This window comes from Streptomyces sp. NBC_01217, assembly GCF_035994185.1.
In the GTDB taxonomy this organism is placed as follows: Bacteria; Actinomycetota; Actinomycetes; order Streptomycetales; family Streptomycetaceae; genus Streptomyces.
The window spans coordinates 5,022,966-5,049,396 of the sequence record NZ_CP108538.1 but is presented as its reverse complement, the minus strand read 5'-3'; the positions used below and the strand labels follow the sequence as shown (position 1 = coordinate 5,049,396).

Sequence of the window (26,431 nt, the reverse complement as noted above, 5' to 3'; positions counted from 1 at the left end):
CGGCCGGCAGGTCACCGGGCGGGCCGCTGGGTCAGATGCGTGAACGCGTCCAGGTTCCGCGTGGACTCGCCGCGCGACACCCGCCACTCGTACTCCTTGCGGATCGCGCTCGCGAAGCCCAGCTCCAGCAGGGTGTTGAACGAGCCGTCGGCCGCTTCGAGGACCGTGCCGAGCAGCCGGTCCAGCTCCTGCGGAGTGACCACGGACAGCGGCAGCTTGCCGACCAGATAGATGTCGCCGAGCTGGTCGATCGCGTAACTCACGCCGAAGAGGCGGAGGTTGCGCTCCAGCAGCCAGCGGTGGACCGCCGCGTCGTTCTCGTCCGGGTGGCGGACGACGAAGGCGTTGAGGGAGAGCGAGTGCTTGCCGACGCGCAGCGAGCAGGTGGTGGACAGCTTGCGCGTGCCGGGCAGCTTGACGACGTAGCTGCCGGGTTCGGGGCTCTCCCATTCGAGCCCGGCGTCCTTCAGGGTCGCCTCGATGACCTGCTCTGCCAGCTTGACCTGCGGCGCATCAACGTCAGCCATGGTTCGAGCGTACGCGACGGCGGTGTTCGTGCATCGCGGCCGTGTACACGTCGGCGGTCGCGGACGCGGCCGTGTCCCAGCCGAAGCCCTGGGCGTGCGCGGCGGCCGCGGCACCCATGCGGGCGACCAGTTCCGGCGCGTCCGCGAACCGGCCCAGCGCCTGTGCGTACGCCTGCGGGTCGTGCCCGGGTATCAGGAAGCCGCTGGCCCCGTCCCGTACCGCGACCGGGAGACCGCCCACGGCCGCGGCGACGACCGGGGTGCCCGCCGCCTGTGCCTCGATGGCGACCAGGCCGAAGGACTCGCTGTACGAGGGCATGACCAACACGGACGCGGCCCGGAACCAGTCGGCGAGCTGGTCCTGCCCGACCGGCGGGTGGAACCGTACGACATCGGTGATGCCCAGCCGCGCCGCCAGCTTCTGCAGCCCCTCCGGCTTGGCGAGCCCGCTGCCGCTCGGGCCGCCGACGACCGGTACGACCATCCGGCAGCGCAGCGAGGGGTCGCGGTCCAGCAGGACGGCGACGGCCCGCAGCAGCACGTCGGGCGCCTTCAGCGGCTGGATGCGGCCGGCGAAGAGCGGAATCAGGGCGTCCTTCGGCAGTCCGAGGCGTGCCCGGGCCGCGGCGCGCCCGTCGGCGGGGCAGAAGCGGTCGAGGTTGACCCCGGGGTGGACGACGGCGACGGACCCGGGGTCGGCCTCGTAGAAGCGGACGAGCTCGGCCGCCTCCTCGGCGGTGTTCGCGATCAGCCGGTCGGCCGCGCTGACGATCTGGGTCTCGCCGATGACGCGCGCGGCGGGCTCGGGGGTGTCGCCCTCCGCGAGCGCCGCGTTCTTGACCTTGGCCATGGTGTGCATGGCGTGGACGAGCGGGACGCCCCAGCGCTGGGCGGCGAGCCAGCCGACATGGCCCGAGAGCCAGTAGTGGGAGTGGACCAGGTCGTAGTAGCCGGGGCGCTGACCGGCCCATGCCTGCATGACGCCGTGGGTGAAGGCACAGAGCTGGGCGGGCAGCTCCTCCTTGGCCAGACCTTCGTACGGCCCCGCGTCGACATGCCGGACCATGACACCGGGCGCCAGCTCGACCCTCGGGGGGAGCGCACCGGTGGTGGACCGGGTGAAGATCTCGACCTCGATGTTGATCGCGGCGAGGCGCTTGGCCAGTTCGACGATGTAGACGTTCATGCCGCCCGCGTCACCCGTACCCGGCTGGTGCAGCGGTGAGGTGTGCACGGAGAGCATCGCGATGCGGCGGGGCTTGCGGTGGCCGCCGGGGAAGGCGGCGGGGAACCTGAGGCGCGGCGCGACACGGCTGCTGCCGAGCCGGGAGACGTACTGACTCACGTCGTCCGGTCCTCCTCAATCAGGGCATGCCACCGAAGGGACCTGAGCCCCTTCGAGGGCTGCAACAGTGGAATCTCCCCTTTCATTTCCGCTTTACCAAATCATTACGGTGGGGGTCGCGCACGCCGGGACAGGGCGCCCCGTGGCCACTCCCGCCCCGGCCCCGGCGGATCGTTACGCTCGCTGTCATGCGCCCCATCGGCACCGCGACCCGCGGGACCACCAACCCGAACCGGCTCCGCCGCATGGACCGCTGGATCGCCGCCATCCACGGCCCGGCTCTGCGCCGCGCCGTCACGCCCGTCGCCGTCGACCTCGGGTACGGCGCCGCCCCCTGGACCGCGGTCGAGCTGCTGCAGCGCCTGCGCACCGCCGAGCCGCGCACGGCGGTGGTCGGCATCGAGATCGACCCGGAGCGGGTCGCGGCGGCGAAGCCGTACGAACGCGAGGGCCTCACTTTCCTGCACGGCGGTTTCGAGATCCCGCTCCCCGAGCGCCCCTCGCTCATCAGGGCGGCAAATGTGCTGCGCCAGTACGACGAGGGCGAGGTCGCAGCGGTCTGGCAGCGGCTGTGCGCACGCCTCGCGCCGGGCGGGCTGCTGGTGGAGGGCACCTGCGACGAGATCGGACGCCGGCACGTATGGGTGGCACTCGGCCCCGAGGGCCCGCGCACGGTCACGTTCGCGACCCGGCTCGCCTCGTTGGACCGCCCCTCCGACCTCGCGGAACGCCTCCCCAAGGCGCTGATCCACCGCAATGTGCCGGGCGAACCGGTCCACGCGTTCCTGCGGGACTTCGACCGGGCGTGGGCCGCGGCGGCCCCGTACGCCTCGCTCGGCGCGCGGCAGCGCTGGATCGCGGCGGTGACGGCACTGTCGGGCGACTGGCCGTTGACGGACGGGGTACGGCGGTGGCGTCAGGGCGAAGTCACGGTGAAGTGGACCGCTCTGCAGCCCAACCGGTAGCCCAATTCGTACGGAACAGTCCGGGTGGACCCAAGTCCGGGGAGGCGGGCGGGAACACGGACGGGGCATCGTTCGTCCTGACGGTGGGGAGCGATTCCCGGGGCGTAGGTCGATCCGTGTGACCGTCAGGACAGCAGGTGTGTGCCTCTGTTGCTTTTCGGTACGGCATGGCACGATCTCGTCACGGGCGAAAAGTTACTGACGGTAAATCAGATTCTTTGAGAATCTTTCGGATCCATCAGCTTCACCGGACCCATCAGCTTCACCGGCTTCATCAGCTTCATCGGCTTCATCGGCTTCATTCGGAGGGGGATCTCGTGAACCGACGTCACTGTGCCGCAGCCGCGATCACTCTGGTCTGCGCGCTGACCGTGCTCGCCGCGCCGGTCCAGGCTTTCGCCGCGCCCGCACCACCCTCCCCCTCCGTGACACAGCACGAGACGAAGGCACCGAAGAAGAGCCTCGAGGAGGTACGCGAGGAGATCGAGACCCTCTACCGCAAGGCCGGGGCGGCCACCGACGCGTACAACCTCGCCGAAGAGCAAGCCAAGAAGCAGTCCGGCGAGATCGTCAGGCTGGCCCGGGCCATAGTCGAGGGCCAGTCGAAGATCGCAGAGCTCAGGGCCCAGGCGGGCGCCCAGGCCCGCGAGCAGTACCGCACCGGCGGCCTTCCGCCCGGCGCCCAGCTGATGCTGAGCGACGACCCGCAGCTGTTCCTCGACGGCATGGGCCGGGTCAGGGAGGGCCAGCAGGCCGTCCAGAGCGTCCTCGGCGAACTGACCAGAACCCAGCAGGACTTGGAGACGTACACCCAGGACGCCGGCACCAACTGGGAGAAGCTCGAAGCCAACCGCCTCAAGCAGGCCGACGCCAAGAAGAAGATCAACGCGCAGATCGCCGCGGCGAAGAAGCTGGAATCCAAGCTGAAGAAGGAGGAGCGGGCCCGTCTGCTCAAGCTGGAGCAGGAGGCCGAGTACAAGCTGCAGACGGCCTGGCTCAGCTCCGGCGCCCTGAAGGACATCAACCGCGAGGCGAGCGCGAGCGGCAAGAAGGCGGTGGCCTTCGCGACCGAGCAGATCGGAAAGCCGTACGTCTGGGGGGCCGAGGGCCCCGGTTCGTACGACTGCTCGGGGCTGACGTCACAGGCCTGGGCGGCGGCGGGCCGGCCGATCCCGCGCACCTCGCAGGAGCAGTGGCGGCTGCTGCCCCACATCGCCATCAAGGACATGCGCCCCGGCGACCTGATCATCTACCACGGCGACGCCAGCCACGTGGGCATGTACATCGGCGACGGCGCCATCATCCACGCCCCCCGCCCCGGCCGGAACGTCACGCTGGCGGGCGCGGGCTCCATGCAGATCCTGGGAGTGGTCCGCCCGGACAAGTAACAGGGCCGCTCCGACAAGACCGTCCCCGGCCCGGCCCGACACACCCGCCACCCGCCACCCGCCACCCGCCACCCGCACGGGAGTGACCCGCACCACCCGCCCCCCACCACCCCGCGTGACCTTTGTCATGCCGCACCCCCCGCCCCCACCCCCGCACATAGCGCCGGATCCGTGACCTGACGCGGCTTATGGCGGTGCATATGACACCGGCCGATCGCGGTATGCCATTCCGTTCCCGCACCGCGGACCGCTATGGTCCCCGTCTGGCGGGTCGTCGATCGTCGGTCCGCCGCGCCCTCGGGGGGAGGGAAGGAAAACAAACCGATGCTCGTACCCGTACCGCAGCAGCGCGCCGTTCCCGCTGCGGAAACCTCCCACGGCGCCGACCTCACCCTCCTGGTGATCGAGGATGACCCGGCGGGCACCTTCACCGTCCCCGAGCTCCCGGCCGCGGCCGGCACGCGGGTCCGCATCCGCACCGCCCGCAACCTCACCGAGGCGGGCCGGCTCCTCACGGACGATGTGGACTGCATCCTGCTGGACCTGGCCCTGCCCACCGGCAGCGAGGCCCGCTCCGCGCCGACGGCCGAAGGAGCCGACGGGCTCGCCGCCCTCAAGCACGTCCTGCGGATCGCCCCGCGCCACGCCGTCCTCGCCCTCACGGCGGAGGACGACGCCGAGCTGGCCGCCGAGGCGGTACGGGTCGGCGCCCAGGACTACTTCTTCCGCAGCGAACTCGACGGCCGGCTGCTCAGCCGCGCCATCCGTTACGCCGTCGAACGCAAGCGCGCCGACGTCGCCCACCACCAGCTCACCGAGTCCCGGCTGCGCGCCCAGGAGAACGCCCGCCTCGAACGCGGCCTGCTCCCCACCCCGCTGCTCGAAGGCTCCGATCTGCGCTTCGCGGCCCGCTACCGCCCCGGCCGCAGCCGTGCGCTGCTCGGCGGGGACTTCTACGACACGGTCCGTACGCCCGACGGCACCGTCCACGCGATGATCGGCGACGTCTGCGGGCACGGCCCGGACGAGGCGGCGCTCGGCGTCGAACTGCGCATAGCGTGGCGGGCACTGACCCTGGCAGGACTCTGCGGCGACGAACTGCTCTCCACGCTCCAGCAGGTCCTGGAGCACGAGCGGGAGAGCGAGGAGATCTTCGCGACGCTCTGCACCGTCGACATCGCCCCCGACGGCCGGCGCGCCGGCCTCTGCCTGGCGGGCCACCCCGCCCCGCTGATCGCCCGGCAGGGACGGGCCGCGCACCTTCTCCCGTACGAGGACGGCGGCCCGGCCCTGGGCCTGCTGCCGCACGCGCGCTGGCCGCGCCGTCAGGTGGATCTCGGCGGTTCGTGGAGCCTGATGATGTACACGGACGGGCTGATCGAGGGGCGCGTGGGGCCGGACGGCACTCAGCGGCTCGGGCAGGACGGCATGGTCGAGATGATCAACCGCCAGCTGATGGAGGGGCTCACCGGCGAGGATCTCCTGGAGGCCGCGGTCGCCCATGTGCGGGAGCTGAACGGCGGCGAACTGACCGACGACGTCGCGGTCCTGCTGCTCGACCGCGACCAGGAGCACGTCCGCCGACGGAGCCGGAACGGCGACCGGGGCCGGCGCATCCCGCGCCCGCGCCCCGAACCGGCACCGTAAGACCCGCGAACGCTCAGCGCCCGCCGTTGTACGGCCCGTACGGTCCGTCGCTGCTGGAGCCGCCGCGGCGGCCGCCGCCACCCGAGACCGCCCTCAGCGCGGGCCGTACGTCCACCAGGAAGACGATGGACGCGACCGCGCCCGCGAGCTGCAGGAACAGTATCGGCACGAAGAGATTCACGGCGACGGTGATGCCGAGGATGATCAGCCAGAACGACTTCTTCTGCTTGTCCGCGGCCCGGTAGGCGTCCTCACGTGCCGTCGCGGCCATGAACAACGCGATCACGGCCAGGGCGAGCATGACCATGTAGAGCAGCCAGACGAATGTGCTGAATCCTGTGAGCAACATGGTGTGTACCGCCTAATAAGTGGATGAGCGCCTCGCGGCCAAGGTACCGGGACAACGAGCCGGGCACCCCAAAAGGTGCCCGTCCCGCGCCCCGGTACACATCCCGGCCGTGACGCTACTTCGCGGTCGGCGGAGTGGTCTTCTTCGCGACGGGCTTGCGCACGGGCGCCTTCTTGGCGGGTGCGGCCGGGGCCTTGCTCTCCGGCCTGACGGCCTTCGGAGCGGGTGCGGGCGCGGCCTTGGCCGGTCCCGGCTTGGCGGCAGGCTCCGTCTTCGCGGTGCCCGCCGGCTTGGACTCCTTGCGCGGCTCGACGACGACTGCGATCTCCACGATCTCGTCGGCCGTCTCGCCACGCCAGTTCTTCACGGTCTGCTCGCCGCGCTCGGCGACCTTCTCGTACGTCTCCCGGGCCCGGACCGCGTACTCCGCGGCCACGCCCAGACTGCGCAGCGCCAGGTCCTGGGCGCTCTCGCCCAGCTTCCGCAGATCACTGTCGAACGACCCGATCACCTCGGTGACCTTGGCCTGCACGGTGGCCTGCGCCTCCTTGGCCTGCGAGGTCACCTTCTCCTGCACGGTCTTGGGGTCGGCGTTGCGCACGGCCTCGATACGCTCCGGCGCCTCGGCACGCAGCTGCTCGATCAGCGCCGGAACCTTGCGCGCCTGCTCGACGGCGATGTCGGCCGTACCGGCGGCGAAGTAGAGGGGGGTCGGGTCGGTGAGGGTCTTACGCAGGTCATCGGTGATGGCCATGACTGTGGTCCTCCCGGATCATCAGACTCAGTGTGAGGGTTTTGAAGGCTTTGAAGCTGTACCGGCATCTCCGCCGTCGGCACCGGGGCCGTCGTCCGCACGGGCGCCAAAGGCCCCCGGCCCGGACTCGCCGCCGGTCCCCGATCCGGCTCCGGCGCCGGATTCCGGTCCGGGCTCGAACCCGTTCTCCTTGCGGAAGGAGTCGTAGATCTGCAGCAGAACGTTCTTCTGCCGCTCGTTTATGGACGGATCGGCCAGAATCACCGCGCGCGTCTCCAGCTCCTCCCGCTCCCGCTCGTCCAGAATCCCGGCCCGTACGTAAAGGGTCTCGGCGGAGATCCGCAGCGCCTTGGCGACCTGCTGCAGCACCTCGGCGCTCGGCTTGCGCAGCCCGCGCTCGATCTGGCTGAGATAGGGATTGGACACCCCGGCGGCATCGGCGAGCTGCCGCAACGAAAGCTGCGCGCTGCGCCGCTGCTCGCGCAGGTACTCACCGAGATTGCCGACGTTGAGTGATGCCATACCCCGATGGTGCGCCACCCTTGCTAACTTTTGCAAGCACCCGCTTGCAAAAGTGCGTCACACCACTCGCATGGCCCTTGCGGTCGGGTGTCCTGTCTCTGTGATGTCCGGGCAGTCTCGGAGATCTCCGGGCAAGTGAGGCGACGTCTCAGTCATGTCCGGGCATTTGGTGGGGTGTCTCGGTCTTCTCCGGGTACGCCGCTGCGGCTGTGCCTACGGTCGTCGTGACTGGTCGGCGTCGTACCGGAGGCCCGGATGGATGCGTGTGAGGTATCGGCGGAGGACATCGACCTGGAGTACGTCAGTGCGGGCGGGGTCCGTGAGCGTGGTTCCCTGGAGGGTCTGTGGTCGGTTCCATTCGAGTCGGTTCGGCCTGAGCGGCGGTTTCCGGCTTTCCGGGGGCAGGGCAACTGGTGCGGCTGGTACTGGTCGGCGACCTGTGGCGGGCATGTGGGCTACGAATCGTGGCTGGAGCGGGATCGGCTGGTGCTGCTCGACTCCGACCCGCTGGTGACGGGGATCGCTTCGCAGCCGTTCCGGCTGTCGTGGGCGGGACCGCGAGGGAAGCGGATCCGTCATACGCCAGACTTTTTCGTACGCCGCGCGGACGGGACGGGGCTGGTGGTCGATGTCCGTCCCGATGAGCGGATCGAGCCGCCGGACGCCATGAAATTCGCCGCGACCGCGGCGGCGTGTCAGCCCGTGGGATGGGACTACATCCGGGTGGGGGCTCCGGATGCGGTTTTGATGGCGAATGTGCGGTGGCTGGCCGGCTACCGGCATCCGCGGGTGCACCGCGCTCGGATTGCAGCCGATCTCATGCGGGCCTTCGCTGACGGCGGCGAACTGCTGGACGGGGCACGGCGAGTGGGTGACCAGATCGCGGTGCTGCCGGTGCTGTTCCACCTGCTCTGGCGCCGGGTCCTGGCCGTTGATCTGCAGTCGGGGCTGCTGGCTGCGGACACGCGGGTGCGGCTGGGCATGGCGGAGGAAGGGGGCGGGGATGTCGTTGCGTCCGCGGCTGCTGCGGGCGGGTGACCTGGTCCGGTTCGATGGCCGTCTGCACACGGTGGCCGCGCTGGAGGGGGCTGCGGTCCGGTTGGTCGACGAGGCTCAGTCGGCGAGCGTGGTGATGCTGGCCCATCTGCTGGCCGGTGAGGATTTCGAGGTGGTCTCCGCCACCTCGGTACGGACGGTGATGCCCGCGGCCGATGTGCTGGAAGGGCTTCCGGACAAGGCGGTGGAGCGGGCCGGCTGGTGGCAGCAGCACCTGGTGGAGATGCTGACCGGCCGCCCGTTGGACGAGCCGGACGGGCCGGTGCGGCCCGAGTACGACCCGGCGGTTCGTTCCTTGCGGCAGCGGGAGCTGGCCAAGGCTGCCGAGCTGGCGGCGGCCGGGACGGCGGTGTCGATGACCGTGTTGCAGGACATGCGGGTTCGCTTCGAGCGCGAGGGAGTGCTCGGGTTGGTCGATCCGAGGCTGCGTTCGGTCCCGGACGGCACGGGCCGGGCCGATCGGCGGGTGGTCGAGGCCCTGGAGAAGGTGGTGGAGGAACAGGGCGGCCGGTCCACGGTCTCCGCGCGGGTGCTGCGGCGCCGGATGGAGCGTCTCCTGGAAGCCGAGCACGGCCTTGGAACGGTGCCGCTGCCGTCACGGGCGACGTTCTACCGGCTGCTGAAGGCGGTCAGCTCCGGTCGGCACACTCTGGGCTCGGCCCGCACTCGCCGCTCGCTGGCCAAGCAGCCGGACGACATGTTCGGCCAGCTCACCGTGGCCCGGCCGGGCGAGGTAATGGAGATCGATTCGACTCCGCTGGATGTGCTGGTCGTTCACGACGACGGGACGGTGGACACCGTCGAGCTGACCGGCATCGTCGACATCGCCACCCGCACGCTGGCCGCGGCGGTGCTGCGGCCTTCGACGAAGGCGGTCGACGCCGCTTTGCTGCTGGCGAGGGTGATGACGCCGGAGCCGATGCGGCCGGGCTGGGCGGACGCGCTTCGGATGTCCCGGTCGGTGCTCCCGCATGCCTCGCTGACGGCGCTGGACGAGAGGCTGGCTCAGGCGGCCGCGATTCCGGTGATCACTCCGGAGACGATCGTCTGCGACCGGGGCAAGGCCTACATCTCCGACACGTTCCGCTCCGCCTGCCAGTCGCTGGGCATCTCCTTCCAGCCCGCACACCCTGACACCCCGACGGACAAGCCCCATATCGAGCGGACGCTTCAGTCCGTGGCCACGATGTTCGTCCAGCACCTGCCCGGCTACAAAGGCCGCAGCACGGAACATCGGGGGACCGATCCGGCCGCGGAGGCTCTCTGGACGATCCACCAGCTCCAGGAACTGCTGCAGGAATGGATCGTCCACTGGCAGATGCGGCCGCACGACGGGCTGCGCGATCCGCTGATGCCGGGCAAGGCGCTGAGTGCGTTGTGGCAAAGGGAGTCCCTGTTCGATGAGCAGGGGCTTCTTCGTGTGCGGGGTGTGATCGTGGAGGGGTAGGGGCAGGCAGCGGACGGCTTGTTGTTGATCGAGGAGGTTGTGATGCCGTCGGTGCTGGGGTTGATGGAGCGGCGTGAGGCGCGGGCGAGGCAGGAGCTGGAGTCCTGGACGGAGGTCCTCGAGCAGGCTCAGGCGGAGGTGGATGCCGCGCGGGAGCGGGTCGAGCGGGCCCGGGTGGGGCGTGAGGAGCTGGTGTCGGTGCTGGCCGAGGAGAGCGCGGTGAATACGCCGGTTTCTGTGCTGTCTGGTGGTGAGGTGGCTGCCACTGGGGGACCGAACGGTTCAGGCCCGGTGCATGGTGGGCGGCCGCCGGTGTGGCGGCCGGGCATCGGTGAGGAGGTGCTCAACGGCGTGTATCGGGAGGTGTTCGCCGCGGTGGTGGCCGCTTCGGGGCCGGTGAACGGGGTGGAGCTGACCCGGGCGGTGGGCCGGGAGGCGGAGATCAAGAACGAGGTGGAGAAGATCCGTCACCGTGCCTATGCGCTGGAGAAGCGGGGCTGGCTGCTGCGGGCGGAGGACGGGCGGTTCACGCCGGCGCCGGGAGCAGTCGCTCGGGACGCTTCTCCGGCCAGCGCGGAGCGTCTGCGGCCAGGCGCCTCGACAGCCTGATCACGGCGGCCCACCACACCATCTGCTGGTGGTGATCGGGGCGGCGTTCGTGGTCGCGGTTGAGGCGGCGTGAGCGGGAGAGCCAGCTCAGCGTTCGCTCCACCACCCACCTGCGGGCCAGTACGACAAATCCGCGTTGTCCGTCGGACCGGCGCACGACCTCGATCCGCACCCCGTGGCGGGCGAACGCCTTCGCCAGCGCCGGACCCTGGTAGGCGCTGTCGACCCACACCAGTATTAGCAGTCGGCCCGGCTGTTCCATGAATGCCTCCAGCAGCGCCGGGGCGGCCTTGGAGTCATGCACATCCGCTGTGGTCACGGTGACCTCCAGGAGCAGGCCCTCTGTGTCGGTCAGGATGTGGCGCTTGCGGCCGTCACATGACTTGCCCCCGTCGTATCCGCGACTGTCCTCACCGACGGTTTCGGAGGCGTCCACCGACTGACTGTCGATGATCCCCCCACTGGGCTCGGCGTTGCGGCCCGTGCGTTCCCTCGCCGAGCGTCGCAGGCGTTCGTACAGCTCACGCACGTAGTCGTAGGACCGCCAGCGGCGGAAGAAATCGTAGACCGCCCGCCAGTACGGGAAGTCGACCGGCAGAGCCGTCCACTTCACACCGTTGTCGACGAGGTAGCGCACCGCGTCGAGCATCTCGCGATGGCAAAACGCCTCCGGACGCCCGCCCCGCTTCAGGAGCCAGGCCGGCACCGGCATCACGGAGCGGACCTCGGCCCACTCCGCGTCCGTCATGTCACTCGGATAGCAGCCTGCCCGCCGCCCCGCAGCGATCGAACCGAACCGGTGCACGTAGCAGTCACACCCAAGGGTGACCGCAGTGGACGCAGGCACAGCAGAGATGGTCAACTCGTCCGACAACGGGCCTCCTTGCTCGTGACCGGCCTCAACAACCACGTCACTACCAAGGGGCCCGTTTCTCTATGCCCACGACCGCACCGGCATCTCTGTCCGAATGATCACCCGCACCGCGGGCTTCGAACGAGATCCGGTTTGCCACAACGCACTGAGCCCGAACGAGAAGTACGCCGCCCTGATCGCCGCGGCCGGACACGTCCCGGTCGCGCTCAGCGCCGAGGAGTACATCGGGCTGCTGCCGAGGGAGTTCCGGGTCATCAACTCCTACGGCGTCCGTCTGGGCCACCGCACCTACGACAGTCCGGAGTTGACCCCGTTCCGCCGGCAGCCGTCCGGCGCCGGGGCCGACGGCAAGCGGTGGGAGGTCCGCTACGACCCCTACGACATCTCACGCATATGGGTACGCAATCACCGCGAGGGGACCTGGATCATGGCGCTCTGGCGGCACCTTCGCACCGCCCCGACTCCGATGGGCGAGCTGGCCTGGGACCACGCCCGCCGCGTCCTTGCCCAGCGCGGCGCCGACCCTGTCACCGAGGAGGAGATCGCTCGGGCCGCGGTCGACCTCCTGGACCGGGCTGCCGACGGCCCGCAGGGCACAACGCCCCGATCTTCGGGACGCAGTCGCAAGGACCGCAAGGTCGCCGCCCGCACCCGGGCCACGAGTACTCCTTCCTGGCCCCGGCCGGCCGAGCCCGAGCCCGCCGAGGAGCCCGCGCCCGAGGCAGCGCAGAACGAGGACGGCCTCGCAGATGTGGTTCCGCTGGGAATCTTCGACGCCCGCAAGGAGGCCGAGACGTGGTGGTGAGCACTCCGGGGCCGAAAGGACAGGACGCCGTGGACCTGCTGGAGATCCGGCGGGACCCCACCACCCAGCTCACCGGATGGCGTCAGTTCGTCGATGCCGATCCGGCGGACTTCCCGCTGCTGCCAGAACAGCGGTGGCAGTCGCTGAGCCCTGCGGACCGTGAGGTCTATGACGATGCCCGGGTCCTCTATCACTCCGAACTTCAGGTCGTACGCACCGCGGCCGTCCGGGAGATCGCCCATCAGGGACGGTTGCTGACCCTGCTCAACCAGCGTGAAACCGGGGCCCGCCGCGGGCTGATCGTCTCCGGACGGCAGACGACCGGCAAGACGACTGCTCTCAAGCAGCTCGGGCGCCTCCACGAACTACGGGTCCGCCAGCGCTATCCCGGAAACGACCGGATCCCGGTCGTCTACCTGACCGCTCCGCCCAAAGGCTCGCCCCGCAAACTCGCCATCGAGTTCGCCCGCTTCCTCGGCCTGCCCGCCGTGTCAGCCCGGCACAACACGATCGACATCACCAACGTCGTCTGCCAGGTGATGACCGAAGCCCGCACGGACCTCGTACTGGTCGATGAGATCCACCTGCTGAACCACGGCACGGTCGCCGGTGAGGATCTCTCCGACCACCTGAAGTACTTCACCGAGCACCTGCCAGCCACCTTCGTCTATGCAGGCATCGACGTCGAGCAGTCCGGGGTGTTCACCGGGGTCCGCGGTCGGCAGATGGGCGGCCGTTGCGTCCTGGTCCGCACCGGGCCGTTCCCCCGCAACGCCGAATGGCGCTCGCTGGTCGCGACGTTGGAAGAGACCCTGCGGCTGCACCGGCATCAGCCGAAGACTTTGGTGAACCTCTCCGACTACCTGCACCAACGCACCGGCGGGATGATCGGCAGCCTCTCCCATCTGATCCGTGCTGCGGCCATCTCCGCGATCCTCGACCAGAGCGAACGCATCACCCAGGACCTGCTGAAGAAGACCCGGATCGACCACAACAGCGAGTCCGCCTCCCGGCCAGGGACCTCCGTCCGGAAGGCCGGATGAGCAAGCCCACCCGCTACTGGCTGATCAAGCCCCTCCCCCGACCAGTCGTCCCCTTCCCGCAGGAGACCGAGCAGTCCTACCTCAAGCGCCTCGGAGACAAGAACAAGGTGCTGGTCCAACGACTGCTGAACCAGAGTCACTGGCTGAACTCGCAGCAGGACTACATCGACCGGCTCGCCATCGCCAGTGGCCAGCCCCGCGTGTCCCTCCTGCACGCGATCCCTCTCCTCGGCCAGCAGACCGGCCCCTTCATCCCCGGCCGCCCGGATCGCTCCCCGGCGCTGGCCTGCCGGCATTGCGTCGCCCGCCGCACCGGGAACTACACCCTGGTTAGCCCTGTCACCGCATGGAAGTCCCACTTCCACGATCACGTCTGTCTCCGTCACCGGCTCTGGATCGGCAAGGCTGTCGCCTATTACCACCAGCAAACCGATCTTTCCGGACTCCCCGACGTGGTCGACGCCCAACGCCGCCATTACCGGCTCCTACGCCGATACGGACATACCGTGCTCGACGCCTGCTATGAGCACTGCTCTGCCCTCTGGGCAGCCGTCCTCACACGCGGCTACCGCCTCAGCGACCGGCACCGGCGGCTCGAAGCCATGGGCGCCGACCCCCACACTCAGATCTGGGACCCCCGCCGGCACATCGCCGTCTATCCCGAGGTCGTGGAAGCCATGTCGCTCTACGCCTCCCCTCACTGGCGTCGTTTCGCGCTTGCCGAAGGCAGCGAGTACTTGCAGTTCAGGGCGGAGTTCATCCGGCGCCTGCCCCAGGAGAAGGTCCTTCGCAGGACCAGCAAGCCGTGGTTCTTCAAGGAACTGGGCGAGACCGCACGAGACATCGAAGCAGCCGTGAGCCGCCGTGCTTGAACCCTGGGAGCCCGCAGGGTCGACCGTGGGCATCCGCGAACTCTCACTCGAACCGGCCTGCGAGGATTCAGCCATGGACGATGCAGACCTCCTCGAAACGCTCGTCTCCTCCCTGGCCAGCGAGGAGACCGTCTACTCGCGCTGGTGCTGGAGTTCGGGAACTGACCTCGCGCACCATGTCCGCGACCTCGCCAAGACCGCCGAAGCCGACTGGGCTCACGAGGCAGTAAGGGGCGCCACCGGACCGACCACGATCAAGGAGATCGAGACAGCCCTCCGCCCGGTCACACACGACACCGCGACTGAGCTGATGGTCAACCTCTCCATCGACAGTCTGGTATTCCCCGGACACCCGCGGCGCGACCTCACCCACGCCAGGCGAGCTGCGACGAAGACGACGGCGATTCTGGGCCCTGGGTCGGAATGGTTCTCCAACATCGACGGCCCCTGGACGAACGGACGCGCATGGAATCCCGTCACCAGGCACACCTTCGACGGCGTAGTCGCCGGACGGGGAAACGGATTCGTTGTCGTGCTCCTGCAAGTGGGCGAGGACTGAACACCTTGCTGGCCCACGGGAAGACCGGTCCTCGTGGTCCAGCACGGCCGAGGGAGCGCGAAGGCGCCCTGATGGCATATGCCCATGCCGAAATACCCGGACTCGTCCGAGACAACTCAGACCCAAATATCTCAACCAAGTCCGGACACCCCAGGTCAGGGGCCTGCACTACCCGGACTCATCTGAGACAGGACATCGGGTAAGGCCGCTTTGACAGGTGATCCCATCGCGGTACTACCGGTGATCTTCCATCTGCTGCGGCAGGGGCGGCTGAGAGCGGACCCGATGCGAGCGCTGACGGACACGACGTTGGCGTCACGGGTGGAGGAGCGGTGACCCGGCCCCCAGGGCAGCGGGCTGCGCTGCCTTGCGCGTCGGGGATCAGCTGCGGCCGGACGAGCGGCTGCACACAGTGATCGGGACTGTCCGGCACAACGGTGCGGCTCGTCGACGAGGCCGGGACGGCGAGCCTGACGCTCTTCCCGCACCTTCTGGCCTCGGACGGCTTCGAGTTCGTCGGCCCGGAAGCAGGACAGATTCCTTCGAGGATGCCGCCTTTCGCGGCTCACCACAGAAGCAGAAGAGGGTGCAGTCGGGGTCTGTCGGTTTTCGAGGTCGCCAGCACGGATTTTCACGCTCGGCTGCACTCCTGTCCGGGCGCGACGAGACGTTTGCCGGGGAACGAGCTATGGACCGTCGTTGCCATCGCGCAGGGAACGGATCATGCTCTGCAGGATCCGGAACGCGCCCGACTGCTCGGTCTCGGTCATGCCGGCCAGCATTCTGACCTCGACGGACCGGACCGCTACGGTCGCCTTCGCCAGGCTCCGTCGGCCGCTAGGCGTGAGCCGCGCGGGAAGAACCTTCCCGACGGGTGCCTCCGCAGGCCTGGTCACGTAGCCCTCTCGTTCCAGGGTCTGGAGCAGCACGTTCATCGACTGCCGTGTCACGAACGCGCCCCGCGCGAGCTCGGAGTTCGACAAGCCCGGTCGTTGAGCCAGCAGTTCGAGGCAGGAGTAGTGCGTCACGCTCATCCCGAGCGGCCGCAGCACCTCCTCCATGGCTGCGCGCAGGGCGCTCGAAGCCTCTTTCAGCAGGTAGCCCAGTGATTTATCCAGGTCGACGCCGACACCGTTTTGACTCATGTCAGCATTCTGACATACATTGACCTGTGTCAGAAAGCTGACACGAAAAGAAGGAGCATCATCATGCCCGCCACCGGCCCCGACTTCATCTCGCTCCAAGCGCGCGACCTCGACGCTTCACAGGCGTTCTACGAGCAGTACCTGGGCCTCGTCCGCTCGCAGGCCGGACCTCCGCACGCCGTCGTCTTCGAGACGAAGCCGATCGCGTTCGCACTCCGCGACGTCGTTCCCGGCACCGATCTCGCATCCGTTGCTCAGCCCGGCATCGGTGCCGCGATCTGGCTCCACGCCACAGACGTCCAGGCCATTCACGATGCTCTCGTCGCCGACGGTCACACCATCGTCTCCGCACCGATCGACGGCCCCTTCGGCCGGACATTCACCTTCGCCGACCCCGACGGCTACCACGTCACTCTCCACGACCGCACCTGATCGGCCACACGCCACCGGACGATCATCGATCCTCGAAGACCGCAGTTGCGCCCCGGGCTCGTGCGTGAGCCACCTTCTGCCCTGCTGACCTGACGTCGTTCTGCCGGCTGGATGACCTCGGCTTGGAAGCGGTCGGCCAACAACTGCATCCCGACCACACAGTGTTGCTCTGTCGAGTGGTCGACCCTGATGACTGGTGCCCTGCCTGCGGCTGTCTGGGGGTGCCGCGCGACAGCGTGCTGCGCCGACTGGCGCACGTCCCACTCGGCCGGCGGGCAACGATCCTGCACGTCCGCATCCGCCGCTACCGCTGTTCGGGCTGCGGGCAGGTCTGGCGCCAAGACACGACCGCGGCCGCCGCGCCGGCAAGACCGAAATCACCCCCGTCATCAAGACGATCGGCCACGGCGTCCCGGCCGGACTGCCCGAGCTGAGTCGACTCGGCAGACACTGAAACAACGCGCCGCTGACGTGCTGGCCTACTTCGACCGACTCGGCACGTCCAACGGCCCGACCGAGGCCATCAACGGCCGACTCGAACACCTCCGCGGCACCGCCCTCGGCTTCCACAACCTGACGAACTACGTCACCTGCAGCCTGCTCGACACCGGCGGCTTCAGACCCCGACTACGCCCTCTTCTGCGATGAGCCGGAAAATTTTGGCAGCGGCGTCCCAGAACAATTGAAAAGGACCAGGTCACAGGCATCGCCTCTGATCAACCCAAACGGAACATCTGACGCCGGAACGCTGCGACGGCGCTGCTGAGCACTCTGAGTGGAACTCCCATGCGCCGCGGTGTCCCAACCGAAGTGAGAACCGCCTGGTCAAGCCCTCGATGCCTGATCACTTCTGTTCGGAACGGACACCGGTGTCCGTTCTCAGTGAAGATGCGGAGTCCCACCAGATGTGCGGGTCCGGGTGCTACGTCCCAGTGATTCCGGTCAGGCGGATGAGCGGATGCCGTCGAGGTCGGTACGCGATGATCAGTCCATGCCCGAAATCGTGTTGATGTCAGATCCGAAGATCGCAGCCATACCGGCGAGGGACTGCGACGAACCGCTCTTTGATGTCCGACGTCACGACCCCTTCCCCGTCGACACTCGCGAGCAAGACGATTCCGGGGCCTTCGCACACCTGCGCGAGGGGGTCTTGAGTCGCCTTATCGATGCGCGGAAGCTTCTGCCAGACGGCATCCGGTTACTGTTCGTCGAGGGGTACCGGCCGCCTGCGCTGCAACGTTTCTACTTCGAGCGGTACGCCGAAAGGCTCCGCAATGACAACCCCGGCTGGTCTTCGGAGCAGGTACGTGCGGCCGCCAGCCGGTTCGTGTCTCCCCCGGAAATCGCCCCGCACAGCGCCGGCGCTGCCGTCGATCTGACTCTCGTCACCGCCGATGACAAGGAGCTCGACATGGGAACGCCGATGGATGCCAGCCCGGAAGTGAGTAAGGGCGCCTGCTACACCGCCGCATGCAACATCGGTTCGGAGGCGCGTCGCAACCGGCAGATCCTCACTGAGGCCCTGACTGGGGTGGGCCTGGTCAACTATCCGACCGAGTGGTGGCACTGGTCCTATGGCGATCGCTACTGGGCACTTGCCACCGGCGCCGACAACGCCATCTACGGGCCACGGGAGCTTGGCTGAGGCTGCGGAGACTGTCACTCACGTGAGTGGTTTCGTCCCGTTCTATCTGCGCAGACCTGCTGAATCTGCACAGTGACTTTCATGGGACTGAGTGGTCTGGTGGGGATGACGCCTGAGGCGATGGACGGTTTCGAGGTCGGGTGGCGGGACGCCGCAGGCGAGTACCGGCTGCCGTTGGCCGAGGCAGCAAGCGTGGAGTTCGAGGCGGGTCTGCCGGTGCGGGGTTTCCGTCGTACCGGGGGCAGCGGCATTTCCCGGGGTTGTACTGGTCGGCGACAACCGGCGGACACGTGGGGTTCGAGTCCTGGCTGGAGCGGGATCACTCGATGCTGCTCGGCTTCACACCGGAGGTGACGGGGCTGCTGTCGCAGCCGTTGTGGCTGTTCTGGAAGGACGAGCGGGGCAAGCGGATCACGCACGCTCCGAACCACTTCGCTCGGTTCGAGGACGGGCAGGGGCTGGTGGTGGACTGCCGGCCATTGGACCAAATCAACCCACAGTCGGGGGTCAAGTTCGCGACGGCGCGGGCGACTTGTGAGGCGGTGCTGTGGCGATACCGGGTTACCGGCGAGGTGGATCCGGTGCTCGGCAGGGCGGCTCAGCGACGAGCTCACCCGTCTCGGCCGGATCCCGCTGATCGTGGTCGACGAGGTCGGCTACATTCCGTTCGAACCCGAGGCCGCGAACCTGTTCTTCCAGTTCATCTCAGGAAGATACGAACGCGCGTCCGTGATCGTCACCAGCAACAAGCCCTTCGGCCGCTGGGGCGAGGTCTTCGGCGACGACACCGTCGCCGCCGCGATGATCGACCGACTCGTCCACCATGCCGAAGTGACCTCCCTCAAGGGCGACAGCTACCGGATGCGCGGACGCGACCTCGGACGGGTTCCAGCAGCCAGCACCGGGGAATGACCAACATCAACTGACCGACCGGGGGTTACTTTTCAACCGTCGATAGTGGGTCATGATTCAGGCGTCGCCGACAATCGGTCCTCACGTACAGCCGGTCAGCAGGGCGTCCAGATTGTTCGTCACACAACGATCTCGGACTCCCTGCCCGTGCTTCTGGACACCGGCGGCATTCGAAATGACTCGGCGGGAGATGCGCCCCCAGCTGAGTCGGCGACCGTCCAAGCATTCGTGACAGGGTGAACGAATGGCGACGAACCGCGAGTACTCATCCGATCTCCACCCCACCGGATTCACACCGTGGCCAGACGACGCCCCGGCCCACAGTGATCTCCTTGCGGCGAAAGCCCTCGTCTACGACCCCTGCGGGTTCACCTGCTCGCAGCCGGTCCCCGAAGCCGAGAGTGCCGCGTACGCCGCCCACGCATTCACCCTTGACGGACTCTCCATCCGATTCCGCGCAGCCAGGACGACCCCCACCAAGGTCGGCCAGTTCGTCACCGTATGGAAGAGGTCCCCGGGCGGGCCCATCCAGCCCTTCGACGCCACGGACCCCGTCGACCTCTTCGTCATCAGCACCCGCGACCGGCACCACCTCGGCCAGTTCGTCATTCCCATGGACGCGCTCCACCGGCACGGTGTCGTGTCGGCAAACGGTTCCGGTGGAAAACGAGCCCTCCGCGTCTACCCGCCCTGGGTAACCACCACCAACCGCCAAGCCGGCATGGCGCAGGCGTGGCAACTGGACTACTTCCTGCACCTGCCCCAGGACGGGTCCATCGACTCCGCCTGTGCCCAAGAGCTCTACCACCCGTAGGACGGCGCCGGCACAAGCGCAAAAAGAGCCAGCCCGTCACGCGATCACAGCAGGGGTGGCCGCCGCCCGGCCGTCAAGCCGAGAACACCGCCGCCGTTGATGGCGCTGAACGGTAAATCAATGTTCACGTAGGCAGGCGGCAGCGCCGTTCGGCGGAGCCGAACGGTCTCACTACGAAGCGGCGGGGCTGGTCAGGCCGTGCTGGTGGGGGCGAGGGTGACTTGGTGGCCGAGGTGTTCGAGCTGCCGGACGAGGTCGCGGGTCTTGCGCTGAGGATTGAGATGTCGCTGGTGCCAGTCCGGGCCGAGTTCCTGATACCGGGCCTCTGGGTCGTCGATCAGGTGCCAGACGATGACGAGGATGGATCGTGCGACCGCGACCAGGGCCTTGGCGTGGCCTCGCCGTTTGACCAGCCGCCGGTATCGGGCACCGAGAAAGGTATCGGTCCGGGCGGCGGCGCTGGCCGCTTCGCCCAGGGCGCCCTTGAGCCATGCGTTCCCCTTGCCGGCGGGCCCGGTGGTGCTCTTGGCGCCGGACTGGATGGTGCGGGGGCACAGCTTGGCCCACGAGGCGAGATGAGCGGGTGTGGGGAAGACGCTCATGTCGGGACCGATCTCGGCCAGGATGACTCGCGCCGAGGTCGGGCCGACCCCAGGGATCTCGTCCAGGCGGGCCAGCAGCCCGGCGCCGAACGACGCGCCGCCGGGCGGCGAAGGGGCCGACATGCTACTGCGGGGGTCGGGCAGGGCCGCCAGCGTCGCGGCGATCTCCTGGTCGAGTGCGGTGATCTGCGCGGTGAGGTGGTCGACCGTGGCCAGCAGGATCCTCAGCAGCCGGGCGTGATGCTCTTCGAACTGCCCGGTCAGGGCCTCCACCAGGGCGTCGTGTTTGGCGGTCAGCCGTCCTTGAGCGAGGCCGGCCAGGGCCCGGGGGCTGCGTTCTCCCGCGATCAGCGCCTCCATCATGGCCCGTCCCGAGACGCCGAGTGAGTCGGTGGCCACCGACGAGAGTTTGATCTGCGCATCCTGCAGGACCTTGTCGACGCGCTGCTTGTGGCGGGTGCGCTCGTGAACGAAGACGGTGCGGGTGCGGGTGAAGTCCCGCAGGTGCCGCACCGGCTTGGACGGCACGAAGGAGGGGCGGATCATGCCGCGCTCGGCGAGCTTGGCCAGCCAAACCGAGTCCAGCTTGTCGGTCTTCGGCCGGCCCGGGACGTTCTTGACCTGGCGCGCGTTCACCAGCCAGCACCGCAGTCCCCGGCCCTCAAGCAGATAGTAGAAGGGGCGCCAGTAGGCCCCGGTCGCCTCCATCACCACCAACTCGACGCCCTGACAGACCAGGTGGTCGCCGAGCTCCAGGATCGCGTTGGTGGTCGCTGCGACGGTCCACACCCGTTGAGTGCGCCTTCCCTCGCGGGCGTCGTTTGGCAGCCGCATGCACACCACGCCGCTGTTCTTGGCAATGTCGATCGCGGCCACTCGGGCCACCGACTCGTCCTGCAGTTCCTCGCGCGGCTCGTCCACAGTCCCTCCCGGTGCTGAACGGTCATTGGGTGGAGGCTGTCCGGGGAGCCGGAGGGGAACGGAAAGGCTGATCGGCGTGCACGTGGCAACAGTCGGTGACCCCTGGCTGGCCCCCGCGTCAGACTCTTTCTCGGGCTCGCAAGCCCAAACGCCATCGACGTGGACGAACAGCCTCCATGGCCATGATCGAGGCCCGTTCCTGTCAAGCGATACGGCGGAAAGGCGCATGCCGCCCGAGGGCGCCGCGCCGCGCACCGATTTTCACGCCGCCAGGCGTCACGGGAGTTACAGGAGGACTCTTTGAAAACGGCCACCGCCGATCGGGAGTCACCCCATGCCTGCTCGATGGATCTCCCCGGTCATGGGACACCTGACCTGCCGCCGGGTGCCACAAGCGGGCCGTAGCCCCCTGGACGCGCGCTGGTTCACCTGGGATGCCATCCCCCGTCTCCGGCGGCATGGGCTGACGCCACGCGGTCCTCGCCGCTGACCCGGAACCGGCCGGAGTCGTTGCTCAAGGTCAGCGAGGCGTGAGGAGGCAGAACTCGTTGCCTTCCGGGTCGGCCAGAACCGTCCAGGAGATTGCGGACTGATCAATATCAGGGTCGGTGGCGCCCAGGGCGCGCAGTCGGGCTGCCTCTGCGGCCAGGTCGTCACCGGGGTAGGGGCAGACGTCGAGGTGGACGCGGTTCCACCCGCTCTTGGTGTCGGGAGTGCGGAGGAACTCCAGGTAGGGCCCGACGCCTTTGGCGGAGCGCATGGTCGCATGGTCGTCGGTGACCTCGTGCAGCGTCCAGTCCATCGCCTCGCCCCAGAACCGGGCCATTCCTCGTGGGTCGGTGCAGTCGACCACCACCGCGGCGATCGGCCCGGTGTCCCGGTAGATCGGACGGGGCTCCAGGACGCAGAACTCGTTGCCCTCCGGGTCGGCCATGACCGTCCAGGGGACGTCGCCCTGCCCCACGTCGGCGAGCGTCGCGCCGAGATCCTTCAAGCGCGCGACCAACTCCGCTTGATGGACAGCCGAGGTGGTGGCCAGATCAAGGTGCACGCGGTTCTTGACCGTTTTGGGTTCCGGCCGGGCGACGATGTCGATGCAAACGGCCACGGGGTCGGGGTAGGCGAAGCCCACAGGTTCGAGGTTGGTCACGCCGGGTCCCTCGCTGTCGACACCCCAACCGAGTACCTCCGCCCAGAACCGGCCGAGCGCGGAATCGTCATGGGCCTTCATGTTGATCTGCACAAGTCGTGTTGCCATGCCGCAGATCCTAGAAGCTCCGCCGGCCCGGACCACCGCGATCAGACATGTACTCGACCAGGTACTGACTGTGGTCGCGCTTGCCGAGACTTCCGACCGAAGCGAGTCCTTGTGAACGAAGACAAGCCCCGACGCCACTGACCGGTCGAATGCTGCACAAGCCCGCGTCGGCCGACTCGGCCCGCACGCTCCACGAGCGGGCGACCCCAGCCGACAACACGCGCGACGCCGGCTGAAGCCACCCCACTCCGTTGAACTCCGGACCAAGTGGGGCGACGAGTAGCCCTGGCCGTTTTCCGAGATCCTCATCACTCACCGATAACCGCTGTACCGGTCTTCTGCCGTGCCCGTTCTGTGACGTGGTCAGCACCGGCCCGCGGCCCGCACGCCGCTAGCGTCGGGCACATGATCGTATGGCTCAACGGCACCCACGGCGCAGGTAAGACGACGACCAGTGCACTCGTGCAGCAGCTGATCCCGGATTCACGGGTGTTCGACGCCGAGAAGGTCGGCGAGACACTCATGGACATCACGCCGGGGCTGCCCTGGACGGGCAACTTCCAGCACTGGCCGCCGTGGCGGCCGCTCGTCGTCGAGACCGCCCGCCGCGTACTCGACTACACCGGCGGCACCCTGGTGATGCCCATGACTGTCCTGGTCGAGGAGTACTGGCGCGAGATCAGCACAGGCCTCGCCCAAAATGCCATCCCTGTAAGGCACTTCGTTCTCCACGCCGACGAGGAAACACTCCGCGGGCGCATCGCGGGGGACACTGTGCTTGGCCCCAACTCCCCGTTCCGTCTCAAATACCTTGAGCCCTACGCCGAGGCGGCCCGCACGTGGCTGCACGGCGAGGCCGAGGTCGTCGACACCACGCACCTCACGCCCGCCCAGGCCGCCCTGCAGATCGCGGGGGCCGTCAAGGGCTGAGGCTTGATCCGCCGTCCACGTGTTACCCGACATGCAGGGAGGCGGGCGGCGTGCCCGGCAGTTCGACGTTCCGCGCAACCCATACATCCACAAACCACAACACACTTCGCGGATCTGCTATTTCCGCAGGTCCTGACCTTGGCCAACCACTCTGCGGCACGTCCTGGGCCGTGCCGCAAGCCCCCTGGTGCGCTATGCGTTGAAAGTGGCAAGGAGTGGGTGACCTCCTTGCCTTTGCCTTTGTCATCCGCTGTGGGCAGCCTGGATCCGGAGCTGTTGTGTGACCCTCCTGGCCGTTGAACCAGCCGATAGGTTCACCTCATGAGAGCGCAACAGGCGGGCATCCACCATTCGGCTTCGTCCTGGCAGCAGCCCTGCCCTCCGGCGGCCTCCGTCGAGCGCAGCACGCTGGTCGAAGAGATCGCGAAGTGCATCCTGGCTCTCGGTCAGGGACGTCTGCTCGTGGGGATCGACGGATTCACCGCTGCGGGAAAGACAAGTTTCGGGCATGAACTCGCCGAGTGGATCGGTGCTGCGGGGCGGCCAGTACTCCGGGCGACTCTCGACGACTTCAAGAAGCCGTGGCGGGACCGACACCTGTACGACCGGGAGTCCGGCGAGGGGTACTACCGCAACGCGTACGACTATGAGGCGGTCAAGCGTCTGCTGCTGGATCCCTGCCGGTCATCGGGAGCGACAGTCTGTGCACTGTGCAACGTCGACCCGCTCACCCAGCGCGACCACTCATCCGAAGTGACACCGCTTGGCGCGGACACGGTGCTGATCATGGACGGCGTCTTCGCCTTCCGCCCCGAGATCAATGAGTACTGGGACTTTCGTGTCTGGTTGCGGGTGGATGCGGAACTTTCCGTTCAGCGGGGCGCCGCGCGTGACCAGAACTGGGCCGGATCTGAAGCGGAGTCGATCCACCGCAACAGGTATCTGGTGGCTGAGCGTATCTATCTTCAGGAAGTCGACCCGCTGCCGATGATGGACGTCGTCATCGACAACTCGGTGTTCGCGCATCCGCAGGTCGTGACGCCGTGACGCCGTGACGCCAGCATGGTGTCGGCCGGTATGTGACTCGGCGAGAGTTCTTCGGGTGTGATGTAGCGGCGGACGGTGGGCGGTTCAGGGCGGGGCGGGCCCGGTGTGATCCCGATGTGCTGGCGTCGGCGGATGAGGGCGGGTGCGGGAGGGGTGTCCCCGTGCCCGGCGGCGTGCGCGGCCGGTGAGCTGGAGCGCTGCCGCCGGGGAGCGCCGAGGTTCTCCATGCTGTCTGCATCCGTACGGCTCAGTCGCAGCCCGCGGGCAGCCCGGCAGTATCTCGGATCTGGGTAATGTATGCGGAAATATCCCCATGCCGGAGACGGATCCCCATGGACAACGGCGGCAACAACGGCGGCAGCGGCGGCGACCGCGGCACAGGCTCCGCCCCCGCCCGCCCGCGCGGCCTCGGCGCCTCGGTGGTGCCGAGGACCGCCGTGTTCGCGGGTGGTGGAGCGCTCGCGATCTGGGAACCCGCCTTCACCCTCGGCGCATACGGCGTCATCTTCTACTACCAGGTGCTCACCCTCTGGGCGGTGTCCACGGCCGTACTGCTGGCCGGTCTGCTGATGCGCGAGCGCGGGCCGCGGCACGGCTGGGTGTACTGGGCCTGCCTCGCCATGCCCAGTGGGTGGCTCGTCCTCGCCGCCGTCGTGCCCCGCGGCGACAACTGGCTGGACGAGACGCTCTTCCTGGTGGGCGGCATCATCAGCGTCATCGGCACCCCGCTGCTGACCTGGGTCCTCCTGCAACTCCTGCTGTTCGGGGAATCGGAGCTCTCCGTACGCCAGCGAAGGACGGTCGTCGGCGTCGTCGCGGCCGTCGGCGGGCTCGCGTTCCTGGTCGGCCAGTTCAATGATGTCTTCCTCACCTGCGGAGACTTCGACATCAGTGGCAACAGCGTCCCTTCCGGGTGCAGACCGGGCCACGCCTCCCCGCTCGGCTGAGGTGGTGATCCCGTCTGCCGGCCGCCATGCTGCCCCCATGACCTCCGCACCGATCAACTCAGCGCCGGACTCCGGCCCCTCCCCTTCTCCCTCCCCCGGCACCTTCGAGCTGGGCGGCACCGTCGCCATCCCGCGGCTCGGCTTCGGCGCGATGCAGTTGCCGGGGCGATGGAACAGGCCCGCCGGTGACACCGCGAACGCCGTGGCCGTGGCGCGGCGCGCCGTCGAGCTCGGGGCGCGGCACATCGACACCGCCGCCTTCTACTTCTCCGACACCCATCGCGCCAACGACCTCCTGCGCGAGGCCCTGTATCCGTACCCCGCGGACGTCACCATCGCCACCAAGGTCGGACCGCTGCGGGACAAGACCGGTGAGATGTACGCCGAGGCCCGCCCCGATCAGTTGCACGGGGAGGTGGAGCGGAATCTGGAGGACCTCGGGGTCGACGCCCTCGACCTGGTGCATCTGCGGGTGGGGCGGCTGGGTCCGGGTGCCGCCGAGTCTCTGGGCGAGCGGTTCGCCGTGCTGGCCGCGCTGCGCGAGGAAGGGCTGATCCGGCACCTCGGCGTCAGCAATGTGACGGCCGGGCAGCTCGCGGAGGCCCGGTCGATCGCGCCGGTCGCCGCCGTGCAGAACCGGTTCGGCGTGCTCGACCAGGCGGACGCCCCGCTCGTCGACGCGTGCGCGGACGCCGGTATCGCGTACATGCCGTTCTTCGCACTCGGCGGCGGGCACACCGAGCTCGGCGACGAGAACCTCCGGAAGGTGGCGGAACGGCACGGCGCGACGGTGTTCCAGGTCGCCATCGCCTGGGGCCTGGCCCGCTCGCCCTCGATCGTGCAGATCCCGGGCACGGCCTCGCTCACGCACCTGGAGGAGAACATGGCCGCCGGCCGGCTGACCCTCGACGACGAGGACATGACGCTGCTCGGACGTCGCGGGTAGGCGACGCAGGAAGCCGGGTCGAGGCGAACCCGCAGAACGTACGGTTGCAGACTATCCGCCACAGTCCGAA

General features: G+C 68.4%; 27 protein-coding genes and 3 pseudogenes. 21 read left to right on the top strand and 9 right to left on the bottom strand.

What is annotated here, in order from left to right:
• Window positions 1-11: 11 nt before the first annotated feature.
• A complete protein-coding gene (locus OG507_RS22525; protein ID WP_327368992.1) occupies window positions 12-527 on the bottom strand; it encodes a YbjN domain-containing protein in 516 nt (171 codons plus the stop codon).
• Window positions 520-1,872: a D-inositol-3-phosphate glycosyltransferase gene (mshA, locus tag OG507_RS22520; protein ID WP_327368991.1), complete on the bottom strand. Its 1,353-nt coding sequence runs from the start codon at window positions 1,870-1,872 to the stop codon at window positions 520-522. Before mshA ends, OG507_RS22525 begins: the two co-directional genes overlap by 8 nt.
• A 188-nt stretch (window positions 1,873-2,060) precedes the next feature.
• Here mshA and OG507_RS22515 point away from each other — a divergent pair, with 188 nt between their 5' ends.
• The 3 genes from OG507_RS22515 (at window position 2,061) to OG507_RS22505 (ending at window position 5,872) form a co-directional block, all read left to right on the top strand.
• Window positions 2,061-2,837 (top strand): class I SAM-dependent methyltransferase, encoded by a 777-nt coding sequence (locus OG507_RS22515; protein WP_327368990.1) that lies wholly within the window; start codon window positions 2,061-2,063, stop codon window positions 2,835-2,837.
• Window positions 2,838-3,154: 317 nt separating this feature from the next.
• The gene (locus OG507_RS22510; protein WP_327368989.1) at window positions 3,155-4,225 is read left to right on the top strand and encodes a C40 family peptidase; all 1,071 of its coding nucleotides are present in this window, start codon (window positions 3,155-3,157) and stop codon (window positions 4,223-4,225) included.
• A gap of 324 nt (window positions 4,226-4,549) precedes the next feature.
• Window positions 4,550-5,872 carry a PP2C family protein-serine/threonine phosphatase gene (locus OG507_RS22505; protein ID WP_327368988.1) on the top strand — a complete coding sequence of 441 codons (1,323 nt, stop codon included), beginning with the start codon at window positions 4,550-4,552 and terminating at the stop codon, window positions 5,870-5,872.
• A gap of 13 nt (window positions 5,873-5,885) precedes the next feature.
• Here the strand turns inward: OG507_RS22505 and OG507_RS22500 are convergent, their stop codons facing one another.
• The 3 genes from OG507_RS22500 to OG507_RS22490 form a co-directional block, all read right to left on the bottom strand.
• A complete protein-coding gene (locus OG507_RS22500; RefSeq protein WP_327368987.1) occupies window positions 5,886-6,221 on the bottom strand; it encodes a DUF2516 family protein in 336 nt (111 codons plus the stop codon).
• A gap of 115 nt (window positions 6,222-6,336) precedes the next feature.
• Window positions 6,337-6,975 (bottom strand): hypothetical protein, encoded by a 639-nt coding sequence (locus OG507_RS22495; protein WP_327368986.1) that lies wholly within the window; start codon window positions 6,973-6,975, stop codon window positions 6,337-6,339.
• Between the two features lie 27 nt (window positions 6,976-7,002).
• Complete coding sequence (locus OG507_RS22490; protein WP_327368985.1) at window positions 7,003-7,497, bottom strand: helix-turn-helix domain-containing protein; 495 nt, start codon at window positions 7,495-7,497, stop codon at window positions 7,003-7,005.
• 255 nt (window positions 7,498-7,752) lie between these two features.
• Between OG507_RS22490 and OG507_RS22485 the strand changes: the two genes are divergently transcribed.
• Genes OG507_RS22485 through OG507_RS22475 form a run of 3 tightly spaced genes read left to right on the top strand, consistent with a single transcriptional unit; the run spans window position 7,753 to window position 10,609 of the window.
• Window positions 7,753-8,535, top strand: a complete 783-nt coding sequence (locus OG507_RS22485; protein WP_442811003.1) for a TnsA-like heteromeric transposase endonuclease subunit — start codon at window positions 7,753-7,755, stop codon at window positions 8,533-8,535.
• Window positions 8,501-10,000, top strand: a complete 1,500-nt coding sequence (locus OG507_RS22480) for an integrase (protein ID WP_327368984.1) — start codon at window positions 8,501-8,503, stop codon at window positions 9,998-10,000. Before OG507_RS22485 ends, OG507_RS22480 begins: the two co-directional genes overlap by 35 nt.
• A gap of 42 nt (window positions 10,001-10,042) precedes the next feature.
• Window positions 10,043-10,609 (top strand): hypothetical protein, encoded by a 567-nt coding sequence (locus OG507_RS22475; RefSeq protein ID WP_327368983.1) that lies wholly within the window; start codon window positions 10,043-10,045, stop codon window positions 10,607-10,609.
• Here the strand turns inward: OG507_RS22475 and OG507_RS22470 are convergent.
• Window positions 10,527-11,357 carry an IS5 family transposase gene (locus OG507_RS22470; RefSeq protein WP_327368982.1) on the bottom strand — a complete coding sequence of 277 codons (831 nt, stop codon included), beginning with the start codon at window positions 11,355-11,357 and terminating at the stop codon, window positions 10,527-10,529. The two genes, OG507_RS22475 and OG507_RS22470, sit on opposite strands and share 83 nt — an antisense overlap.
• Window positions 11,358-11,577: 220 nt before the next feature.
• On the opposite strand from OG507_RS22470, the gene OG507_RS22465 reads away from it, so the two are divergent.
• The 4 genes from OG507_RS22465 to OG507_RS22450 all read left to right on the top strand — a co-directional run bounded on the left by OG507_RS22465 (window position 11,578) and on the right by OG507_RS22450 (window position 14,762).
• Window positions 11,578-12,288, top strand: coding sequence for a Mu transposase C-terminal domain-containing protein (locus OG507_RS22465; protein ID WP_327368981.1), 711 nt, complete (start codon window positions 11,578-11,580; stop codon window positions 12,286-12,288).
• The gene (locus tag OG507_RS22460; protein WP_327368980.1) at window positions 12,279-13,331 is read left to right on the top strand and encodes a TniB family NTP-binding protein; all 1,053 of its coding nucleotides are present in this window, start codon (window positions 12,279-12,281) and stop codon (window positions 13,329-13,331) included. The genes OG507_RS22465 and OG507_RS22460 overlap by 10 nt, the downstream gene beginning before the upstream one ends.
• Complete coding sequence (locus OG507_RS22455; RefSeq protein WP_327368979.1) at window positions 13,328-14,203, top strand: hypothetical protein; 876 nt, start codon at window positions 13,328-13,330, stop codon at window positions 14,201-14,203. The genes OG507_RS22460 and OG507_RS22455 overlap by 4 nt, the downstream gene beginning before the upstream one ends.
• A gap of 73 nt (window positions 14,204-14,276) precedes the next feature.
• Window positions 14,277-14,762 (top strand): hypothetical protein, encoded by a 486-nt coding sequence (locus tag OG507_RS22450; RefSeq protein WP_327368978.1) that lies wholly within the window; start codon window positions 14,277-14,279, stop codon window positions 14,760-14,762.
• Between the two features lie 686 nt (window positions 14,763-15,448).
• On the opposite strand, the gene OG507_RS22445 is transcribed toward OG507_RS22450, so the two are convergent.
• Entirely contained in the window at window positions 15,449-15,907 is a 459-nt protein-coding gene (locus OG507_RS22445; RefSeq protein WP_327368977.1) for a MarR family winged helix-turn-helix transcriptional regulator, read from the bottom strand.
• A gap of 63 nt (window positions 15,908-15,970) precedes the next feature.
• Between OG507_RS22445 and OG507_RS22440 the strand changes: the two genes are divergently transcribed.
• The 7 genes and pseudogenes from OG507_RS22440 to OG507_RS22415 all read left to right on the top strand — a co-directional run bounded on the left by OG507_RS22440 (window position 15,971) and on the right by OG507_RS22415 (window position 19,710).
• Complete coding sequence (locus OG507_RS22440) at window positions 15,971-16,339, top strand: VOC family protein (RefSeq protein WP_327368976.1); 369 nt, start codon at window positions 15,971-15,973, stop codon at window positions 16,337-16,339.
• Between the two features lie 89 nt (window positions 16,340-16,428).
• Window positions 16,429-16,716: pseudogene (locus OG507_RS40425) on the top strand (transposase family protein); the annotation flags it as partial.
• Window positions 16,695-16,987, top strand: a pseudogene (locus OG507_RS40420) (transposase); the annotation flags it as partial. The pseudogenes OG507_RS40425 and OG507_RS40420, both read left to right, overlap by 22 nt.
• Before the next feature lie 343 nt (window positions 16,988-17,330).
• Window positions 17,331-17,984, top strand: a complete 654-nt coding sequence (locus OG507_RS22430) for a M15 family metallopeptidase (RefSeq protein ID WP_327368975.1) — start codon at window positions 17,331-17,333, stop codon at window positions 17,982-17,984.
• A 140-nt stretch (window positions 17,985-18,124) separates the two neighbouring features.
• A pseudogene (locus OG507_RS22425) lies at window positions 18,125-18,514 on the top strand (TnsA-like heteromeric transposase endonuclease subunit); the annotation flags it as partial.
• A 4-nt stretch (window positions 18,515-18,518) separates the two neighbouring features.
• Window positions 18,519-18,896, top strand: a complete 378-nt coding sequence (locus OG507_RS22420; RefSeq protein ID WP_442811002.1) for an ATP-binding protein — start codon at window positions 18,519-18,521, stop codon at window positions 18,894-18,896.
• Between the two features lie 244 nt (window positions 18,897-19,140).
• Window positions 19,141-19,710, top strand: coding sequence for a MepB family protein (locus OG507_RS22415; RefSeq protein WP_327368974.1), 570 nt, complete (start codon window positions 19,141-19,143; stop codon window positions 19,708-19,710).
• A gap of 191 nt (window positions 19,711-19,901) precedes the next feature.
• Here OG507_RS22415 and OG507_RS22410 read toward each other — a convergent pair whose 3' ends face one another.
• On the bottom strand, window positions 19,902-21,233 hold the full coding sequence (locus OG507_RS22410; RefSeq protein ID WP_327368556.1) for an IS110 family transposase: 1,332 nt from the start codon (window positions 21,231-21,233) through the stop codon (window positions 19,902-19,904).
• 520 nt (window positions 21,234-21,753) lie between these two features.
• Window positions 21,754-22,491 (bottom strand): VOC family protein, encoded by a 738-nt coding sequence (locus OG507_RS22405; protein WP_327368973.1) that lies wholly within the window; start codon window positions 22,489-22,491, stop codon window positions 21,754-21,756.
• A 405-nt stretch (window positions 22,492-22,896) separates the two neighbouring features.
• Here OG507_RS22405 and OG507_RS22400 point away from each other — a divergent pair, with 405 nt between their 5' ends.
• The 4 genes from OG507_RS22400 to OG507_RS22385 all read left to right on the top strand — a co-directional run bounded on the left by OG507_RS22400 (window position 22,897) and on the right by OG507_RS22385 (window position 26,361).
• Window positions 22,897-23,421, top strand: coding sequence for an ATP-binding protein (locus tag OG507_RS22400; protein WP_327368972.1), 525 nt, complete (start codon window positions 22,897-22,899; stop codon window positions 23,419-23,421).
• Window positions 23,422-23,883: 462 nt separating this feature from the next.
• Window positions 23,884-24,468: a uridine kinase gene (locus OG507_RS22395; protein ID WP_327368971.1), complete on the top strand. Its 585-nt coding sequence runs from the start codon at window positions 23,884-23,886 to the stop codon at window positions 24,466-24,468.
• A 332-nt stretch (window positions 24,469-24,800) separates the two neighbouring features.
• Window positions 24,801-25,415, top strand: a complete 615-nt coding sequence (locus tag OG507_RS22390; RefSeq protein WP_327368970.1) for a hypothetical protein — start codon at window positions 24,801-24,803, stop codon at window positions 25,413-25,415.
• Between the two features lie 37 nt (window positions 25,416-25,452).
• Window positions 25,453-26,361: an oxidoreductase gene (locus tag OG507_RS22385; RefSeq protein WP_327368969.1), complete on the top strand. Its 909-nt coding sequence runs from the start codon at window positions 25,453-25,455 to the stop codon at window positions 26,359-26,361.
• The last annotated feature ends 70 nt before the right edge of the window (window positions 26,362-26,431 follow it).